An 18,180-nucleotide genomic window follows, 5' to 3' on the forward strand; every position below is an offset into this window, starting at 1 on the left:
GAAGACCGATGCAAGTCATCCTGCTGGAACGTGTGGCCAAGCTCGGCGCCATGGGCGACGTGGTGAGTGTCAAGGAAGGCTACGCGCGCAATTTCCTGCTGCCGCAGGGCAAGGCGCTGCGCGCCTCGGACGCCAACATCAAGGGGTTCGAAGCACAAAAGGCCGCGCTCGTCGCCAAGAACGACGAAGCCAAGACCGATGCCCAGAAGCTGGCCGACAGGCTGCATGGCGAGACCTTCGTCATCATCCGCTCGGCCTCGGACGCGGGCGCGCTGTATGGGTCGGTGACGACCCGTGACGCCGCCGACGCCGCGAATGCCGCGGGCCATGATGTGGACCGCAAGCAGATCGTGCTGGGCGCTCCGATCAAGGATCTGGGCCTGCACACCGTGCAGATCGTCCTGCACCCCGAGGTCGAGGCCGAGATCGTGCTGAACATCGCCCGCTCGCCCGAAGAGGCGGAACTGCAGGCGACCGGCAAGTCGATCCAGGACCTGGCCGCCGAACAGGACGCCGAAGCCGATTTCGAGATCTCGAACCTGTTCGACGATATCGGCTCTGCCTCGCGCGACGACGAGGACGAGGCAGGCACCGAGTAACGCCCGCCGCGAGCGACAGATACAGGCCGCGCCGATCTTCGGCGCGGCTTTTTTTGTTGGGCGAGGTGCCGGTGGCAGGCCGGTGGCGCTTTGGGTTCTGGTCGGGCGGCCTGGCTTCGGTGGGGGGTGTGGGTCTGATCCTGCCGTAAGTATCGCAGCGAGCCGGGCCGGTCCGTGAGAGAGCACGCGCCACCCCAGCCTCGAACCGACCCTCCGGCCCTGCCCTGTCCGCAGCCCGGAACAATTCGCAGCCCCGCGTCGTTTGACTGCATACCAGATTCAAAAGGACAGCCCAATGTCTTACCCCGCAGACCTGACCCCCCAACAGGCGCGCGCCCGGCGCCGTCCGCTGCCGCGCCATTATGACGAAAACACGCTGCCCGTGCCCGTGGAAGATCACGATCACGACGGGCCGAGCCTGCTCAAGATCGGTGCGATTGGTCTTGGCGCTGCTGCCGTGACCGCGCTTGGCGTGTTGGCGACGCGCGCCGTCGTGGACGCCATTGCCGGCGATGACGAGGATCGCCCGCATCCGCGCAGCCGCGACCACCTCGCGCCGCGCTATGCCAATCTCGACGACCGCGCCCGGCAGGACATGCGCAGCCGCGCGCGTTCGCTGTATGACGAGCATGACGAGCACGCGGCCGAGATCCGCGCCCGCGCCGAACGCGAGGCCCGCGCCCGCGCCCGTCAGCGCAAGGAACGCGAGTTGCGCCGCCGCCACGCGCGCGAGAACGGCCGCGGCTTCCTGAGCCAGCTGACCGACAGCGCTGGCAAGCTGGCCACGAACATCACCGCGCTGGTCGCGACGGCCAATTCCGCCGTGGACGGCTTCCACCAGATCGCCGGACGGGCCGAGGGCATGATGCGCGATTTCGACCACACCGCCGACCGCCTGCGCGAGTTTCTGGGCGAGCGGCGCAGCCCGCCCCGCCCGGCCCGCACCGCGCAGACCAATCCCAGCAGCGGCCACCCGCGCGGCACGCCCCCCGATCTGTCGCCGGATGATCTGCCGCACAGCAAGGCCGATCTGACGCGCGACCGCGCTCACCGGCTCTAGAGGCACCATGCGGACTCCCACCCCGCCCGAACGCTCGGTCCTGGACGCGGTCTTTGACCCTCTGCCGGACAGCATGCAGCCGGAAAACCCGCCTGCGGCTGACAAGGCAGAGGCCAAGGCCGAACCCGAATCGACGCCCGTGCCCACCGGCCCCGCCCCCGACACCGTCTGGGGGTTGAAGTTCAAGCAATGGTGGGCGGTGCTGAAAGACACCGTCACCGAGATCGGCGAGGATCGCGTGACCTCGGTGGCGGGCGGCGTTACCTTCTTTGCCATCCTCGCGCTGTTTCCCGCGATCACCGCGCTGGTGTCGCTGTTCGGCGTATTTGCCGACCCGGCGCTGGTGAACGAACAACTCGACAATCTGGGCAAGGTGGTGCCGCCCTCGGCGCTGGAGATCATTCGCGGGCAGGTGCAAGAGATCATCAAGACCCCCGGCACCGCGCTGTCCGTGGCCGGGATCGTCGGCCTGCTGGTCACGCTGTGGTCCGCAAATGGCGGGATGAAGGCGCTGATCGACGGGCTGAACGTGGCCCTGTTCCAAAGCGAAGAGCGTGGCTTCATCAAGCTGAACCTGATCTCGCTGGCGATGACGGTGGGGGCGATGGTGCTGGTTATGCTGCTGGTGCTGGCGGTGGCGGTGCTGCCGGCGGTCCTGCACATGCTGCCGCTGGTGCCCGACACCAAGGCGATCCTGACCATGCTGCGCTGGCCGATCATGTTCGCCGTGCTGCTGCTGGCGATCTCGGCGCTGTATCGCTGGGGCCCCAGCCGCCGTGCCGAAGGCTTGGGCAAGATCTCGCCCGGTGCGGTGCTCGCGACGGTGGGGCTGATCATCACCTCGGCCGGGTTTTCCTTCTACACCTCGAACTTTGCCAGCTATAACGAGACCTATGGCACGCTCGGCGCGGCGGTGGTGCTGATGATGTGGATGTGGCTGTCCAGCATCGTCATCATGGTCGGGGCCGAGGTGAACTCGGTCGCCGCCGAGCACCTGCGCGAGATGAAGGGCGAGCCGAAGTTGAGCAAGCGCAAATGACGGACGACCAGCCCGCCGAGGCAAGGCAGTTGCTGAAAACCGGCGGGCACAAATACGATCACGGACATCTGGCGGTGATTGCGGGCGCGCAGGCGGGGGCCGCGCGTCTGGCCGCGCGCGCCGCCATGCGGATCGGCGCCGGGCTGGTGACGCTGCTGCCGCCGTCCGACGCGCTGGCCCGCTTTCACGGCGGGCCGGATGCGGTGATGCTGCATCCGCTGAACGAGCCGGGCGGGCTCGAGGCGTGGTGCAAGGCGCGCAGGGTCTCCGCCCTCCTGATCGGCCCCGGCTGCGGCATCGACCGCGCCCATGCGCTGCTGCCGGCGGTGCTGGCCTCGGGCCTGCCCGCTATCGTTGACGCCGATGCGATCACGGCGCTGGCCGCGCATCCGGGTCAAAAGCTGCGCCCGGAGATCGTCCTGACCCCGCATGAGGGCGAGTTCAAGCGCCTCTGCCCCGATCTGACGCCGACCGACGATCCCGACCAGCGCGACACCGTGGCCCGCAGGGCGGCGCAGCGGTGGAACGCGACGATACTGCTGAAAGGCCCCGTCAGCGTCATCGCCCACCCCGACGGCACGAATTGGCGGCATGACGCCAGCGACGCGCCGCAGCTTGCCACGGCGGGCTCGGGCGATGTGCTGGCCGGCCTGATCGGCGGGCTGCTGGCGCGGGGCTTCGACGCCGCGCTGGCCTGCCGTCTGGCGGCGTGGGTCCATGCCCAGTCGGCCCGCCGCTTCGGTCCTGGCCTGATCGCGGACGACCTGCCCGAACAGATCCCGGTGCTGCTGCGCGAACTGGCTTGATTTTTCCCCTCGCACCCCGCGGCGCGCTTTGCTAGAACGGCGCGGATTTGATGGGCGGGCTGCGTGGCCTGTCTTTGGACATTGCGGGTGTGGCGAAATTGGCAGACGCACCAGATTTAGGTTCTGGCGCCGCAAGGCGTGGGGGTTCAAGTCCCTCCACCCGCACCATGACGACGTGAAGGATAGGACATGCAGGTCAAAGAGACCCAGAACGAAGGCCTCAAGCGCGGCTACCAGATGACGCTTCCCGCCGCCGATCTGGCCGCGATGGTCGATCAGAAGCTGAAGGAAGCTCAGCCCGAGGTCGAGATGAAGGGCTTTCGCAAGGGCAAGGTCCCGATGGCGATGCTGAAAAAGCAGTTCGGCCCGCGCATCATGGGCGATGCCATGCAGGATTCGGTCGACAACGCCATCCGCGAACATCTTGAGCAGTCGGGCGACCGCCCGGCCGTGCAGCCCAAGGTCGAGATGGAAAACGGCGAAGGCTGGAAAGAGGGCGACGATGTCGTCGTCAACGTCTCGTACGAACTGCTGCCCGAAATCCCCGAGGTCGACCTGTCCAAGCTGAAGCTGGACCGCCTGACCGTCAAGGCCGAGGACGAGGCCGTGACCGAGGCGCTGGAAAACCTGGCCAAGAACGCCGTGTCCTATGAGGACAAGCGCAAGGGCAGCAAGGCCGCCAAGGACGATCAGGTCGTGATCGACTTCAAGGGCTCGGTCGATGGCGAGCTGTTCGAAGGCGGCACGGGCGAGGATTATCCGCTGGTGCTCGGCTCGGGCAGCTTCATCCCCGGTTTCGAGGATCAGCTGATCGGCGCCAAGGCCGGTGAAGAGCTTGAGGTCAAGGTGACCTTCCCCGAGGATTATGGCCACAAGGCGCTGGCCGGCAAGGACGCCGTCTTTGCGACCACCGTCAAGGCGGTCAAGAAGCCGGTCGAGGCCAAGATCGACGACGAGCTTGCCAAGCGGTTCGGCGCCGAGTCGCTGGACAAGCTGAAGGAACAGATCACCGAGCGGCTCGAGGCCGAGTATCAGGGCGCCAGCCGCGCCGTGATGAAACGCGCCCTGCTGGATCAGCTGGACGAGCAGGTCAAGTTCGACCTGCCCGAGGTTCTGGTCGAGGCCGAGGCCGGCCAGATCGCCCACCAGCTGTACCATGAAGAGCACCCGGACGATCACGGCCACAACCACGGCGAGATCGAGCCCACCGACGAGCACAAGAAGCTGGCCGAGCGCCGTGTCCGTCTGGGCCTGCTGCTGGCCGAAATCGGCCAGAAGGCCGAGGTGAAGGTCTCGGATCAGGAATTCACCCAGGCGGTGATGATGCAGGCCCGGAACTTCCCCGGCCAGGAACGCGCCTTCTTTGAATTCATCCAGCAGAACCCGCAGGCGCAGCAGCAGCTTCGCGCGCCCCTGTTCGAGGACAAGGTCGTCGATCACATCGCCGATCAGGCCGAGGTGACCGAAAAGACCGTCACCAAGGACGAGCTGGAAAAGGCCGTCGAAGCGCTTGACGAGCTTTGATTCCGTGACGCCGTGAACGATATGGGCCGCGACCTGCCAAGGGTTGCGGCCTTTTCGGTTGCAGCGGCGGCACCGGCGACGGCTGGGCGAAACCGGGGGCACAGCGACGGGTCTTGCGCCGCCGCAGATGCTTCAGGCATGATGCCCGCGATTCAGGCAGACAGCAAAACCCCCACGCGCCCCGCCTTTCGCGCCTGTCATCCCGGCGCCCCGGCCACCAGACGCAGAGGACTCGCATCAAGGATCACGCGATGAAGAAAATCGAAGCGATCATCAAACCGTTCAAGCTGGACGACGTCAAGGAAGCCCTGCAAGAGGTTGGCGTCCAGGGCCTGACCGTCACCGAGGTCAAGGGGTTCGGCCGCCAGAAGGGCCATACGGAACTGTATCGCGGGGCCGAATACATCGTCGACTTCCTGCCCAAGATCAAGGTCGAGGCGGTGCTGCCCGACGATCTGGCCGAGGCCGCCATCGACGCGATCATCTCGGCCGCGCGGACCGACAAGATCGGCGACGGCAAGATCTTCGTCACCACCGTCGAACAGGCCATCCGCATCCGCACCGGCGAGACCGGCGATGACGCGCTCTAGCATCGCCCTCGCCCGCATTGCTGCAAACCACAAAGGATAAATTCCCGATGAACACCCAGGACGTTCTTGCGCTGATGAAGGAAGAAGAGGTCGAATATGTCGACATCCGCTTCACCGATCCCAAGGGCAAGTTGCAGCATGTGACCATGATCGCCGATCAGGTCGACGAGGATTTCTTTGAAGAAGGTCTGATGTTCGACGGCTCCAGCGTGGCGGGCTGGAAATCCATCGATCAATCGGACATGAAGCTGATGCCCGACCCGGCCAGCGCCTATCTGGACCCGTTCTATGCCGAACGCACGCTGTGCCTGCATTGCAACGTGGCCGAACCCGACACCGGCGAGCCCTATTCCCGCGACCCCCGCAGCACCGCCGTCAAGGCCGAGGCCTATCTGCGCGCCAGCGGCATCGGCGATGTCTCTTACTGGGGTCCCGAGGCCGAGTTCTTCCTGTTTGACGATGTCCGCTATGCCGTCACCCCGCAAAAAGTGTCCTACGAGATCGACGCCGCCGCCGCCGCCTGGAACACCGATGCCAGCTTCGAGATGGGCAACACCGGCCACCGCGCCCCCCACAAAGGCGCCTATTTCCCGGTCAATCCCATCGACGAGGGGCAGGACATCCGCGGCGAGATGCTGTCCACGATGAAGCGCATGGGCATCAAGGTCGACAAGCACCACCACGAGGTCGCGACCTGCCAGCACGAGCTGGGGATGATCTTCGGCGGGCTGGTCGAGCAGGCCGACAACATGCAGAAATACAAATACGTCATCCACAACGTCGCCCACGCCTATGGCAAATCCGCGACCTTCATGCCCAAGCCGATGAAGGGCGACAGCGGCAGCGGGATGCATGTCAACATGTCGATCTGGCGCGACGGCAAGCCCTTGTTCGCGGGCGATAAATACGCCGATCTGTCGCAAGAGGCGCTCTGGTTCATCGGCGGCATCCTCAAGCACGCCAAGGCGCTGAACGCGCTGACCAACCCCTCGACCAACAGCTACAAGCGGCTGATTCCGGGCTTCGAGGCGCCGGTGCTGCGGGCCTATTCGGCGCGCAACCGCTCGGGCTGCGTGCGGATCCCGTGGACCGAAAGCCCCAAGGCCAAGCGCGTCGAGGCCCGCTTTCCCGACCCCTCGGCCAACCCCTATCTGTGCTTTGCCGCGCTGCTGATGGCCGGGATCGACGGCATCCGCAACAAGATCGACCCCGGCCCGGCATCCGACAAGGATCTGTACGACCTGCCCCCGGAAGAGCTGGAAAGCATCCCCACCGTCTGCGGCAGCCTGCGCGAGGCGCTGGAAGAGCTGGAAAAGGACATGGACTTCCTGCTGGCCGGCGACGTCTTCACCCGCGACCAGCTTGATGCGCATATCCGGCTGAAGTGGGAAGAGGTCTATGCCTATGAGCACACCCCTCACCCGATCGAATACCAGCTTTACTACTCGGTCTGATCCCCACCGCGGGACGCAAACAGAAACAGGCGCCCCCGCGGGCGCCTGTTTTTGCTGGTATTCCGCGAATCTCCGGAGGGTAGCGGTGGTTTCGAGATCGGCTCGGCGAAAACAAGGGCAGTGAGTGCGTGGTCTCTACTCTGCCTTCCGCAGGGAGATATTCCGCCAGATTGCCGATCCAAGGACCGCGACCAGTAGTGCACCAAACAATGCAAGCGACAGCGAATTCAGATTATTGATCTGATTCTGCATCCGCGCTTCCGTTCGCTGTAGCTCATTTTCCAAGCCCGCAACCCGTTGCGCAATAACTGCCAGAGATGCGACTTCCTCAGCTTTCAGACCAATCATGGCCTCAAGATTGTCAAGTCGCGCCAGCGCATCCCGGTCTTCCGCTGGAGTGCCCGGACTTTCGGCGATGAAGCTTTCGAGGCGCTCCCGAATGGCGGCAATGTCCCGCGAAAGCTCCGCTTGAGGCATGGCGGCTATCCTTCGGAATATCTCGGGATCGGGCATAGCAGGCTCGATAGGAACAAGGGATGAAGCCCCATCATGATCTGACCGCACGCTAAGGAAAGAGTCATCGCCCGCAATGACAGCGCGAGAAAACTGATAGGCGTAAAGAAGGAAGACGATGGTTACGGTCACCGAAAGGACTAGCGCGACCGACGCTAGAAAGAACGACATCCACGCGTCGAAGATTCGCGATAGCCGCGAACGTATCGAACTCACCGGCTAAGGCCCGCCGCGATGCTGGGCACGTCGCCGGGCGCGAAGCCGTAATGGCGCAGCCAGCGCAGGTCGCTTTCGAAGAAGGCGCGCAGGTCGGGGATGCCGTATTTCAGCATCGCCACCCGGTCGATGCCCATGCCAAAGGCAAAGCCCTGCCACTCGTGCGGGTCGATCCCGCCGGCTTCCAGCACCTTGGGATGGACCATGCCAGAACCGAGGATTTCCAGCCAGCTGTCGCCCTGCCCGATCTTCAGGGCGCCACCCTCCCACGAGCAGCGGATATCCACCTCGGCCGAGGGTTCGGTAAAGGGGAAGTGGCTGGCGCGGAATCGCAGTTCGACCTCGTCGAGTTCAAAGAACGCGCGGCAGAACTCTTCCAGCGTCCATTTCAGATTGGCCATCGAGATGTCGCGGCCGATGGCCAGCCCCTCGACCTGATGGAACATCGGCGTGTGGGTCTGGTCCATGTCCATGCGATAGACCCGCCCCGGCGCGATGATGCGGATCGGGGCGCCGGTCTCTTGCATGGCGCGGATCTGCACCGGCGAGGTATGGGTCCGCAGCACATGCGGCGGCCGGTCGTCGCCGGCGTCGCGGTGCATGAAAAAGGTGTCGTGTTCCTGCCGCGCCGGATGTTCGGGCGGGATGTTCAGCGCGTCGAAGTTGAACCAGTCGCTTTCGACCTGCGGCCCCTCGGCCACGGCAAAGCCCATGTCGGCGAAGATCGTCGTGATCTCGTCCATCACCTGACTGACCGGATGGATGGTGCCCGCCGGGCGCGGGCGGCCGGGCAGGGTCACGTCCAGCCATTCGTCGCGCAGCCTCGCGTCCAGGGCGGCATCGTCCATGGCCGTCTTGCGGGCGCGCAGGGCGCTGTCGATCTCGTCCCGCAGCCGGTTCAGTTCGGCGCCGGTGGTCTGGCGCTCTTCGGGCGTCATGCGGCCAAGCTCGCGCATCTTCAGGCTGATCTGGCCCTTCTTGCCCAAAGCGGCCAGGCGCACATCCTCGAGCGTGGCGGCGTCGGGGGCGTCCGCGATCCGGGTCAGATACTCGGAACGAAGCGTGTCAATCTCGGTCATCGGGGTCATCCTGCGTTACGCGGGCGGCTTAGCATGGGGGCGGCGAGGGGGAAAGGTCGGCTGCGGGGTCAGGACTGCCGCGCGGCGTCCAGCGCGGCGGGCAGGCGCTCGGCGAAGACGGCAAGCTCAGCCTCGGGCGCGCAGGAGATGCGGATGCAGCGATCCAGCGGCGCCACCCCCGGCATCCGCGCGAACACCCCGGCCCGGTCCAACGCGCCCAGCACCCGCCGCGCGAAGGCGCCGTCGCCGCCGCAATCGACCGCGACGAAATTCGTCGCCGAGGGCAAGGCGGTCAGCCCGTTATCGGCCGCGATCTGGGCGATCCGATCACGGGCGTCGGCCACGTTCTGCCGCGTGCGGTCCAGCCAGTCGCCATCCTGCAGCGCCGCCAGCGCCGCCTGTTGCGCGATGCGGTTGACGCCGAAATGGTTGCGGATGCGGTCAAAGCCCGCGATCAGCGCGGGCGCCCCGATGGCATAGCCGATCCGCAGCCCGGCCAGCCCGTAAGCCTTGGAAAAGGTCCGCATCCGGATCACGCGCGGGTCGTTCGGGTCGATGCGGGGCAGCGCCGCGTCGGGCGCGAATTCGGCATAGGCCTCGTCCAGCAGCAGCAGGCTGCCCGGCGGGATGTCGTCAAGCATGGCAGTCAGGGTGGCGCCGTCATGCCAGCTGCCCATCGGGTTGTCGGGATTGGCGAGATAGATCAGCCGCGCCTCGACCTCTGCGGCGCGGGCGAGCAGCGCCGGAAGATCCTCTCGGTCGTCGCGGTAGGGCAGCTTCTCGATCCGCCCGCCAAAGCCCGCGACGTGATAGTTCAGCGTCGGATAGGCACCGTCCGAGGTCACGACCGCCTCGCCCGGCGCCACCATCAGCCGCACCAGCAGCCCCAGCAGCCCGTCGATGCCCGCGCCCACGACGATGTTTTCGGGGGCGACGGCGTGATGATCGGCGAGCGCCAGCCTCAGCTCGTGGCTGGTCGCGTCGCCGTATTTCCACGCCTCGCTGGCGGCGGCGATCATCGCTTCATGCGCGCGGGGCGAGGGACCGAAGCCGTTTTCGTTCGCACCAAGCCGGGCGATATAGGGCGCGCCGCGGCGACGCTCCATCTCTTCGGCGCCGATGAAGGGGACAATGGCAGGCAGCGCCTGCGGTATGGGGGCAAAGCGCATCAGTCCGGTCCCTGTCCGACAAGCGCAAAGGCCGCGTCATGCAGCGTCGCGCGCGATTGATCGACCCCGTGCAGCAGGGCTGCCACGCCCTCGGGCGCGTTGCCGCTGCGGTCCCAGGCGAGGCCGAGCAGATAGAGAAGCAGCACGCCGCCCGCCACTCCGAGGCCAACGCGAAGCCCCGCGCCATAGCCGCCCCGAGGCGCAGGCGGCGCGACGGTCGCGGGCAGGCCGGGCTCTGGTGCGGCGGCCTCGGTGTGCAGCGTCGCGGCAAGCTGGGCCACATCCGGCAGCGTCTTGGCGATTCGGCGGCTGGGAATGGGGGGCGACGGCGGTGCTGTGGTCCGGGGCGGTGTCTTGGGCCGCGCTGCGGCGGGGGTCGGCGCGGGTGTCGGGTCCGCTGCCGAGATGTGTGGGCCGGCGGCAGACGCCGAGGCTGCCCCGGCGGGGGGCTGCGGCGCGGGCTGGCCCTGCGTTGGAGCATCCGGCTGACCCTGCGGCGGGATATCTAGCTGCCCGGCCGGCGGCGCTGCCTCTGGCCGACCGACGCCGATGGCCTTTCGCAGTGCCAGCAAGCGCGGCTGCGAATCATCGGGCGCGGTCAGGGTGGTGGCCGGCCAGTCCGTTTCGTGATCGGGCGCCTCTGCGTCCTCTGCCGGACGATCCTCGCCACGATCCTCTGCCGAGGCATCCACGACACCCACCGCCGGCGCGGCGGCCTGCGGAATGGGGGCCTCGCTGCCGGGGGTGGTGATGGTCTGGACCGGCGGCAGCTCATCAAAGATCTGCGGGCGCGGGGGCGCCTCGGCGGGCGGCGCAGGGGCGGAGTCGCGCGGCGGCGGGGCAGTATCCGCAACCTCGGGCGGCTGCTCTGCGGCGTCTTCAACCTGCTCCGCAACCGGCGCGGATTGCGACTGCGATTCGGCCGGTTCAGGCGAGGATTCCGCAGCAGGCGCTGAGGCAGCGCCCTTACCTGCCCCACGTCCGGCGGCCTTGCGGGCGCTGCGGCGGGCCTCCAGCTCGCGCGCGGTTTCCTCGCGCAGGATTGCCAGCACATCGGCGGGCAAGGGGTGGCGCAGCTCGGGCGCGGGGCCAAGATCGGGCGGCGGGGTCGTATCGGGCGGGGGCTGCTTGCGGCGCAGGTCAGCCGCAAGGCCGCGCATCTCGCGCGGGTCGGCCGACTGGTGCCAGACATGGCCGCAGGCCGAGCATTCGACCTCGCGCCCCTCGGGCGGAATCATCTCGTCAGGCACGTCGTAAAGCGCGCTGCATCCGGGGCAAATCAGCCGCATCCATGCTCCTGTCAAAAACTGCGCCGTTTCTGGCAATCCACCGCTGGCTGTTCTATCAACGCAGCGCCCGGCTTCCAAGCGCCGAGCGCCACCGACCCCGCATCCAACCCCACCCGGGAGGCCGCTTTGATCGAAATGCAGGACGTGTCCTTTGGCTATCGCGGCGGCGGCGGTGCGCTGCTGTCGAACATGACGCTGACCCTGCCGGCGGGGTCGTTCCATTTCCTGACCGGCCCGTCCGGGTCCGGAAAGACCAGTTTCCTGCGGCTGTGCTATGCCGACCTGCTGCCCGACACCGGGCAGTTGTCGGCCTTCGGTCAGGACGTGGCGAAGCTGTCGCGCGACGGCATCGCCATGCTGCGCCGCAAGATCGGCGTGCTGCATCAGGACGCGCAGTTCCTGGACCACCTGCCGGTGGCCGAGAACATCGCCCTGCCGCTGAGCGTTGCCGGCCAGCAGGTCGACATGCAGGCGCTGAAGGATCTGCTGGGCTGGGTGGCGATGGGCGGCCACGCCCGCGCCCTGCCGCCATCGCTGTCGGGGGGCGAGCGGCAGCGCGCGGCCCTTGCGCGCGCCGTCATCATGTCGCCAGATATGGTCATGGCGGATGAGCCGACCGGCAATCTGGATTGGGAGATGTCGATGCGCCTGCTGCAATTGCTGGTCGAGCTGAACCGCTCGGGCAAGACCATCCTGGTCGCGACCCACGACATGGACCTGATCCGCGCCGCCCGCCAGATGGAGGTGCAGGCCCGCGTCCTGCGCATCCAGGGCAAGCGCGTGCAACTGGCGGGGGCCGACCTATGAGGCGGCCTGACCTGCGGCATGTGGACTGGCGCAGCCTGTGGCGGGGGCTGGTCATCCGCGACACCGCCGGGGCGGGGCGCATCGTGCCGCCGACCGGCTTTACCGCGCAGCTGACCCTGCTGACGGCGGGGGCGATGGCGTTTCTGGCGGTGTTTGCGCTGGCGCTGTCGATGGCGACGGGGCGGCTGGCGGATCGCTGGTCGCAATCGCTGGCCCAGACGGTGACCATTCGCGTCTCCGCCCCGGCCGACCGGATCGAGGCGCAGACCGGCGCCGTCATGGCGATGCTGAAGCAGACGCCCGGCATCGCCGAGGCGCGGATGCTGCCGCAGGACGAGCTCGAATCGCTGCTGACGCCGTGGTTCGGGCCGGATGTGCCGATCGAGGCCCTGCCCGTCCCGCGCCTGATCGAGATCCGCGAGTCCGGCGGCGAGTTCGACGCCGAGGCGCTGCGCCTGCGGCTTGAGGCCGAGGTGCCGGGCGCGGTGCTGGACGACCACACCCGCTGGCGCCAGCCACTGATCGCGGCGGCCAACCGGCTGCGGTTGCTGGGGATCGTCTCGCTGGGGCTGATCGCGGCGGCGGGGGCGGCGATGATGGCGCTGGCGGCGCAATCCTCGCTGGCGGCGAATGGGCAGGTGATCCGCGTGCTGCGGCTGATCGGGGCGCGGGACGTGACCATCGCGCAGGCTTTCGTGCGCCGCTTTACCCGCCGCGCAGGCGCGGGCGCGCTGGCCGGCACGCTGCTGGGCATGGCCGGCATCGCGATCCTGCCCGGCATGGATCAGGCCGGCGGCTTCCTGACCGGCCTCGGCTTTCACGGGTGGGGCTGGCTGTGGCCGTTGCTGATCCCGCTGATCGCCGCCGCCGTGGGCTTTTTCGCCACCCGTTGGGCGGCGCTGCGCATGTTGCGGGCGGTGCCGTGACCGCGCCGCTGCTGACCCCGGAACAGGGGGCCAAGTGGTCGCCGATCCCGCGCCCGACAAGCTGGTTCAGCTATGTCCGGGGCTTCACCTATTACCTGCATGTGGGCCTGGCCACGCTGCTGATCGGCACTTGGGGGCTGACCCAGATGCGCCACGGCCGGCGCGGCGCGAACCGCGTCGCCTCGATCTGGATCGCCTATATGCTGCGCGCGGCGCGCTGGCACATGGGCGTCGTGGTCGAACTGCGCGGCACGCCACCGGCCGAGGGCACCGACGCGCTGATCGCCGCCAAGCATCAAAGCTTTCTGGACATCCTCGCCATCGCGCAGGCCGCGAAACGCCGTGGCTTCGTGATGAAGCGCGAGGTGCTGCGCGTGCCGATCATGGGCTGGTATGCCCGCGAGGTCGGCTGCATCCCCATCGACCGAGAGCGCGGCCGCGACGCCATGGGCCGCATCGGCGCCCAGATCCGCAGCCGCATGGCCGGGCCGGACGGCGTCGGGCACCTGATCCTCTACCCCGAGGGCACGCGCACCTGCCCGGGTGAGCAGCGCCCCTACAAGCATGGCATCGCGACCCTGCACATGGAAACCGGCCTGCCGGTCTGGCCGGTGGCGGTGAATTGCGGGCTGTTCTGGCCCAAGGGCGGCCTGCCCGTCGCCGCCGGCCGCGCGGTGATCGAGTTCCTGCCCCCCATGCAGGCGGCACCCGGCGAAAGCCGCGGCGATTTCATCGACAGGTTGCGCGAGGTCATCGAAAGCCGCAGCGACGCCCTGATGGCCGAGGCCGGGTTTGTCGGAAATAGCTTGCCGAATCCGTGAATTACGGGTCTGTATGGCGCGGCGAAGGCCAGCCGGACGGGCTTGGCCGCTGACAGGAATTGATGAGATGTATGTAAAGATTACCCTTGTCGCGTGTGCCGTGGCCGCGCTTTCGGCGTGCAATATCACGCCCGAGAACTACGAATCCGCGCCGGTTCTGGCCCAATCGCCGATGGGGCCGGTGACCTGTCAGATCTATACCCGCGAGCAGGTGACCTGGGACCGCTCGATCAACCGTCCGGCCGCGATGGATGTCCGCACCGCCGACAATATCTGCCGGATGGAAGGCAAGCGCATCATGGAAGGCGGCACGCCGAATTACGCGCCCGTCGCCCAGACCGCCGCGCCGACCGGAGCGTGATCGGCGCCTGAGACAAGCGGACCGGCCCCGCGGGGCCGGTGTTGCCTGCCGCGTTTCAGTCGCGCTGCCAGACCTTCGGCTCGCGCCCGTTGGGGTCCGCGCCGCCGACCTGCCCCGCGTCTATTGACCGGGGACGTAGTTCAGCAGCGGGGCCAGCCAGCGCTCGGCCTCGGCCAGATCCATGCCCTTGCGGCGGGCATAGTCGGCGACCTGATCGGCCTCGATCTTGGCGACGCCGAAATAATAGGCGTCGGGATGGCCGATATACAGGCCCGACACCGACGACCCCGGCCACATCGCCATGGATTCGGTCAGCTCGACCCCGGTCGCCTCGGTCGCGTCCAGCAGCCGGAACAGGGTCAACTTTTCGGTGTGGTCGGGCTGTGCGGGATAGCCGGGGGCGGGGCGGATGCCGCCATAGCCCTCGGCGATCAGTTCTTCGGCGCTGAGCGATTCATCGGGCGCATAGCCCCAATGGGTGCGGCGCACGCGCTCGTGCAGCATCTCGGCCAGCGCCTCGGCAAAGCGATCGGACAGCGCCTGCACCATGATCGCGGAATAATCGTCGCCCTCGGCCTTGAAGCGGGCGGCAAGCTCGTGATCCTGCGGCCCCGAGGTGACGACGAAGCCGCCCAGATAATCGGGCTGCCCCATCGGCGCGACAAAGTCCGACAGCGCGACATTGGGCCGCCCCTCGCGCTTGGTCACCTGCTGGCGCAGCGTGTGGAAGGTGGCAAGCACCTGACTGCGCGATTCGTCGGTGAAGACGCGGATATCGTCGCCCTCGCTGTTCGCCGGCCAGAAGCCGATGACGGCGCGGGGGCTGAACCAGCCCTCATCCACGATGCGTTTCAGCATGGCCTGCGCGTCCGCAAACAGCGCCCGCGCCACCTCGCCCTGCTTTTCATCGTCCAGAATCCGGGGATAGACGCCGCGCATTTCCCAGGTCTGGAAGAAGGGCGTCCAGTCGATATAGCGGGCGATATCGGCCAGATCGAAATCGTCGATCACCCGCGCGCCCAGAAACTGCGGCGCCGGCGGGTTCCAGCCCGAGAAATCGACCTTGACCGCATTGGCGCGGGCATCGGCGATGGGCAGCCGGGTCTTGGTCTTGTCGCCGCGATTGTATTTCATCGCCACGTCTTCATATTCCGCCAGGATTCCCGCCACATAATCCGGCTTCTGATCCGACAGAAGCTGCGAGACGACGCCCACCGCCCGGCTGGCATCGGCGACATAGATCGTCTGCCCCTTCTGATAGCGGGGGTTGATCTTGACCGCCGTATGCACGCGCGAGGTGGTGGCGCCGCCGATCAGCAGCGGCAGTTCGAAGCCCTGCCGCTCCATCTCGGCGGCGACGTGGACCATCTCGTCCAGCGAGGGGGTGATCAGGCCGGACAGCCCGATGATGTCGACATTTTCCTGCCGCGCGACCTCGAGGATCTTCTGCGCCGGGACCATCACGCCCAGATCGATGATGTCGTAATTGTTGCAGGCAAGCACGACGCCGACGATGTTCTTGCCGATGTCGTGGACGTCGCCCTTGACCGTCGCCATCAGGATCTTGCCCTTGGCGTTGGATTCGCCCGACGCGGCCTTTTCGGCCTCCATATGGGGCAGCAGCCAGGCCACCGCCTGTTTCATCACCCGGGCGGATTTCACCACCTGCGGCAGGAACATCTTGCCGTCGCCGAACAGGTCGCCGACCACGTTCATCCCGGCCATCAGCGGGCCTTCGATGACGTGCAGCGGGCGGGTGGCGGCAAGCCGCGCCTCTTCGGTGTCGGTCTCGATATATTCGGTGATGCCGTTCACCAGCGCATGTTCCAGCCGCTTGTCGACCGGCCATTCGCGCCAGGAAAGGTCCTTTTCGCGGGCTTTGGCCCCGCCTTCGCCGCGATAGCGTTCGGCCAGATCCAGCATCCGTTCGGTCGCGTCGGGGCGGCGGTTCAGGACCACATCCTCGCACGCCTCGCGCAGTTCGGGGTCGATCTGGTCATAGACGATCAGCTGCCCGGCGTTGACGATGCCCATGTCCATGCCGGCCTGAATGGCGTGATACAGAAAGACGGCGTGCATCGCCTCGCGCACGGGTTCGTTGCCGCGAAAGCTGAAGGACAGGTTCGACACCCCGCCCGAGATATGGACATGCGGCAGCATCTGGGTGATGCGCCGCGTCGCGCTGATGAAGTCGTTGCCGTAATTGTCGTGTTCCTCGATCCCGGTCGCGATGGCGAAGACGTTGGGATCGAAGATGATATCCTCGGGCGGGAAGCCCACCTCGTTGACCAGCAGCTCATAGGCGCGGGTGCAGATCTCGACCTTGCGGTTCTCGGTGTCGGCCTGCCCGGTCTCGTCGAAGGCCATGACCACGACCGCCGCCCCATAGGCGCGGCAGAGCCGGGCGTGATGCAGAAACGCCTCTTCGCCTTCCTTCAGCGAGATCGAGTTCACGATCGGCTTGCCCTGAATGCATTTCAGCCCGGCCTCGATCACCTCCCATTTCGAGCTGTCGACCATGATCGGCACGCGGGCGATATCGGGTTCCGACGCGATCAGGTTCAGGTATTCGACCATCACCTGCTGGCTGTCGATCAGCCCCTCATCCATGTTGATGTCGATGATCTGGGCGCCGTTCTCGACCTGATCGCGGGCCACGTCCAGCGCGGCGGCATAGTCGCCATTGGTGATCAGCTTGCGAAAGCGGGCGCTGCCGGTGACGTTGGTCCGCTCGCCCACATTGACGAAGGGGATGTCGTCGGTCTTGGTGAACGGCTCCAGCCCGGACAGGCGCAAAGCGGGCGCGATCTCGGGGATCGGGCGCGGGGGCAGGCCGGCGACGGCCTCGGCCAGCCGGGTGATGTGTTCGGGGGTCGAGCCGCAGCAGCCGCCGACGATGTTCAGCAGCCCCTGACGCGCAAAGTCCAGCAATTGCGCGGCCATCTGGTCGGGGCTTTCGTCATATTGCCCCATCTCGTTCGGCAGGCCGGCGTTGGGATAGGCGCAGACCAGCGTGTCGGCGACATCGCTGATTTCGGCCAGATGCGGGCGCATCGCCTCAGCGCCAAGGGCGCAGTTCAGCCCCACGCTGATCGGCGCCGCGTGGCGGATCGAGTGCCAGAACGCCGTCGGCGTCTGCCCGGTCAGGGTGCGGCCGGATTTGTCGGTGATCGTGCCCGAGATCATCACCGGCAGGCGCAGCCCGTTTTCAACGAAGACCTGGTCGGCCGCAAAGATCGCGGCCTTGGCGTTCAGCGTGTCAAAGATGGTCTCGATCAGGATCAGGTCGGCCCCGCCCTTGATCAGCGCCCGGATCTGCTGGGCATAGGCGTCGCGCAGCTGATCGAAGGTCACGGCGCGATAGCCCGGATTGTTCACATCGGGGCTGATCGAGGCGGTCCGGTTCGTCGGCCCCAACGCGCCCGCGACGAAGCGCGGCTTGCCGTCCTGCGCGGTGGCCCGGTCCAGCGCCGCCCGCACCAGCCGCGCGCCCTGCTCGTTCAGCTCGTCCACCCGGCCCTGCAACCCGTAATCCGCCTGCGCGATGACGGTCGAGGAAAAGGTGTTCGTCTCGACGATATCCGCGCCGGCCATGGCATAGCGGAAATGGATCTCTTCGATCGCGTCGGGGCGGGTCAGGTTCAGCAGGTCGTTATTGCCCTGCTGGGGGTGGTTGCTGTGGATATGGCAGGCGCAGCCGGGGGCGTCGCCGGTGAAATCGCCCTCGGACAGATGCAGGTTCTGGATCTGCGTGCCCATCGCCCCGTCCAGTATCAGGATACGCTCGCGGGCAAGCGCGGTGATCCGGTCGAACACGTCAGAGCGGGGAAGGCTGGCCACGGGCATCATCCTGTCTGGCTGGGGGTTGCGGGTTCTGTATCATCCGCAGCCCGTGCCGACAATTGCGCGGCCGCGCCTTTTCCTTTA

16 protein-coding genes and 1 tRNA gene are annotated in these 18,180 nt (G+C 67.0%); 12 read left to right on the forward strand and 5 right to left on the reverse strand.

Annotated features, from left to right (window positions below):
• Positions 1-8: 8 nt before the first annotated feature.
• The 8 genes from rplI to glnA all read left to right on the forward strand — a co-directional run bounded on the left by rplI (position 9) and on the right by glnA (position 7,072).
• Positions 9-599: a 50S ribosomal protein L9 gene (gene rplI, locus CYR75_RS10645; protein WP_101500023.1), complete on the forward strand. Its 591-nt coding sequence runs from the start codon at positions 9-11 to the stop codon at positions 597-599.
• A 295-nt stretch (positions 600-894) separates the two neighbouring features.
• Positions 895-1,659 carry a hypothetical protein gene (locus CYR75_RS10650; protein WP_101500024.1) on the forward strand — a complete coding sequence of 255 codons (765 nt, stop codon included), beginning with the start codon at positions 895-897 and terminating at the stop codon, positions 1,657-1,659.
• A 7-nt stretch (positions 1,660-1,666) separates the two neighbouring features.
• Positions 1,667-2,698 (forward strand): YihY/virulence factor BrkB family protein, encoded by a 1,032-nt coding sequence (locus tag CYR75_RS10655; protein WP_101500025.1) that lies wholly within the window; start codon positions 1,667-1,669, stop codon positions 2,696-2,698.
• Positions 2,695-3,504, forward strand: coding sequence for an NAD(P)H-hydrate dehydratase (locus tag CYR75_RS10660; RefSeq protein ID WP_101500026.1), 810 nt, complete (start codon positions 2,695-2,697; stop codon positions 3,502-3,504). Before CYR75_RS10655 ends, CYR75_RS10660 begins: the two co-directional genes overlap by 4 nt.
• A gap of 83 nt (positions 3,505-3,587) precedes the next feature.
• Positions 3,588-3,672, forward strand: a tRNA-Leu gene (locus CYR75_RS10665).
• Positions 3,673-3,693: 21 nt separating this feature from the next.
• Positions 3,694-5,028, forward strand: a complete 1,335-nt coding sequence (gene tig / locus CYR75_RS10670; RefSeq protein WP_101500027.1) for a trigger factor — start codon at positions 3,694-3,696, stop codon at positions 5,026-5,028.
• Positions 5,029-5,279: 251 nt separating this feature from the next.
• Positions 5,280-5,618, forward strand: a complete 339-nt coding sequence (locus CYR75_RS10675; RefSeq protein ID WP_101500028.1) for a P-II family nitrogen regulator — start codon at positions 5,280-5,282, stop codon at positions 5,616-5,618.
• A 47-nt stretch (positions 5,619-5,665) separates the two neighbouring features.
• Positions 5,666-7,072: a type I glutamate--ammonia ligase gene (glnA, locus tag CYR75_RS10680; RefSeq protein WP_101500029.1), complete on the forward strand. Its 1,407-nt coding sequence runs from the start codon at positions 5,666-5,668 to the stop codon at positions 7,070-7,072.
• 135 nt (positions 7,073-7,207) lie between these two features.
• Here glnA and CYR75_RS10685 read toward each other — a convergent pair whose 3' ends face one another.
• The 4 genes from CYR75_RS10685 to CYR75_RS10700 all read right to left on the reverse strand — a co-directional run bounded on the left by CYR75_RS10685 (position 7,208) and on the right by CYR75_RS10700 (position 11,338).
• Positions 7,208-7,717, reverse strand: coding sequence for a hypothetical protein (locus tag CYR75_RS10685; protein WP_158644637.1), 510 nt, complete (start codon positions 7,715-7,717; stop codon positions 7,208-7,210).
• Positions 7,718-7,797: 80 nt separating this feature from the next.
• Positions 7,798-8,871, reverse strand: coding sequence for a phenylalanine--tRNA ligase subunit alpha (gene pheS / locus CYR75_RS10690; RefSeq protein WP_450091380.1), 1,074 nt, complete (start codon positions 8,869-8,871; stop codon positions 7,798-7,800).
• A gap of 77 nt (positions 8,872-8,948) precedes the next feature.
• Complete coding sequence (locus CYR75_RS10695) at positions 8,949-10,049, reverse strand: pyridoxal phosphate-dependent aminotransferase (RefSeq protein WP_101500032.1); 1,101 nt, start codon at positions 10,047-10,049, stop codon at positions 8,949-8,951.
• Entirely contained in the window at positions 10,049-11,338 is a 1,290-nt protein-coding gene (locus CYR75_RS10700) for a zinc-ribbon domain-containing protein (RefSeq protein ID WP_101500033.1), read from the reverse strand. Before CYR75_RS10700 ends, CYR75_RS10695 begins: the two co-directional genes overlap by 1 nt.
• 126 nt (positions 11,339-11,464) lie before the next feature.
• Here CYR75_RS10700 and CYR75_RS10705 point away from each other — a divergent pair, with 126 nt between their 5' ends.
• The 4 genes from CYR75_RS10705 (at position 11,465) to CYR75_RS10720 (ending at position 14,253) form a co-directional block, all read left to right on the forward strand.
• Positions 11,465-12,145: a cell division ATP-binding protein FtsE gene (locus CYR75_RS10705; protein ID WP_101500034.1), complete on the forward strand. Its 681-nt coding sequence runs from the start codon at positions 11,465-11,467 to the stop codon at positions 12,143-12,145.
• On the forward strand, positions 12,142-13,071 hold the full coding sequence (locus CYR75_RS10710) for a cell division protein FtsX (protein WP_101500035.1): 930 nt from the start codon (positions 12,142-12,144) through the stop codon (positions 13,069-13,071). Before CYR75_RS10705 ends, CYR75_RS10710 begins: the two co-directional genes overlap by 4 nt.
• Positions 13,068-13,892, forward strand: coding sequence for a lysophospholipid acyltransferase family protein (locus CYR75_RS10715; protein ID WP_225972687.1), 825 nt, complete (start codon positions 13,068-13,070; stop codon positions 13,890-13,892). Before CYR75_RS10710 ends, CYR75_RS10715 begins: the two co-directional genes overlap by 4 nt.
• Positions 13,893-13,992: 100 nt before the next feature.
• Complete coding sequence (locus CYR75_RS10720) at positions 13,993-14,253, forward strand: hypothetical protein (protein WP_225972688.1); 261 nt, start codon at positions 13,993-13,995, stop codon at positions 14,251-14,253.
• Positions 14,254-14,373: 120 nt separating this feature from the next.
• Here CYR75_RS10720 and metH read toward each other — a convergent pair whose 3' ends face one another.
• Positions 14,374-18,093, reverse strand: a complete 3,720-nt coding sequence (gene metH, locus CYR75_RS10725; protein WP_101500997.1) for a methionine synthase — start codon at positions 18,091-18,093, stop codon at positions 14,374-14,376.
• Positions 18,094-18,180: the final 87 nt, after the last annotated feature.

Origin of the sequence: Paracoccus jeotgali (assembly GCF_002865605.1) — a bacterium.
Classification (GTDB): Bacteria; Pseudomonadota; Alphaproteobacteria; order Rhodobacterales; family Rhodobacteraceae; genus Paracoccus; species Paracoccus jeotgali.

Bases quoted from the DNA above. Each gene is read 5' to 3' on its own strand.
- CYR75_RS10695 (WP_101500032.1), bottom strand. From the start codon at position 10,049: ATGCGCTTTGCCCCCATACCGCAGGCGCTGCCTGCCATTGTCCCCTTC.
- tig (WP_101500027.1), top strand. From the start codon at position 3,694: ATGCAGGTCAAAGAGACCCAGAACGAAGGCCTCAAGCGCGGCTACCAG.
- CYR75_RS10675 (WP_101500028.1), top strand. From the start codon at position 5,280: ATGAAGAAAATCGAAGCGATCATCAAACCGTTCAAGCTGGACGACGTC.
- rplI (WP_101500023.1), top strand. From the start codon at position 9: ATGCAAGTCATCCTGCTGGAACGTGTGGCCAAGCTCGGCGCCATGGGC.
- glnA (WP_101500029.1), top strand. From the start codon at position 5,666: ATGAACACCCAGGACGTTCTTGCGCTGATGAAGGAAGAAGAGGTCGAA.
- CYR75_RS10650 (WP_101500024.1), top strand. From the start codon at position 895: ATGTCTTACCCCGCAGACCTGACCCCCCAACAGGCGCGCGCCCGGCGC.
- CYR75_RS10655 (WP_101500025.1), top strand. From the start codon at position 1,667: ATGCGGACTCCCACCCCGCCCGAACGCTCGGTCCTGGACGCGGTCTTT.
- CYR75_RS10660 (WP_101500026.1), top strand. From the start codon at position 2,695: ATGACGGACGACCAGCCCGCCGAGGCAAGGCAGTTGCTGAAAACCGGC.
- CYR75_RS10710 (WP_101500035.1), top strand. From the start codon at position 12,142: ATGAGGCGGCCTGACCTGCGGCATGTGGACTGGCGCAGCCTGTGGCGG.
- CYR75_RS10700 (WP_101500033.1), bottom strand. From the start codon at position 11,338: ATGCGGCTGATTTGCCCCGGATGCAGCGCGCTTTACGACGTGCCTGAC.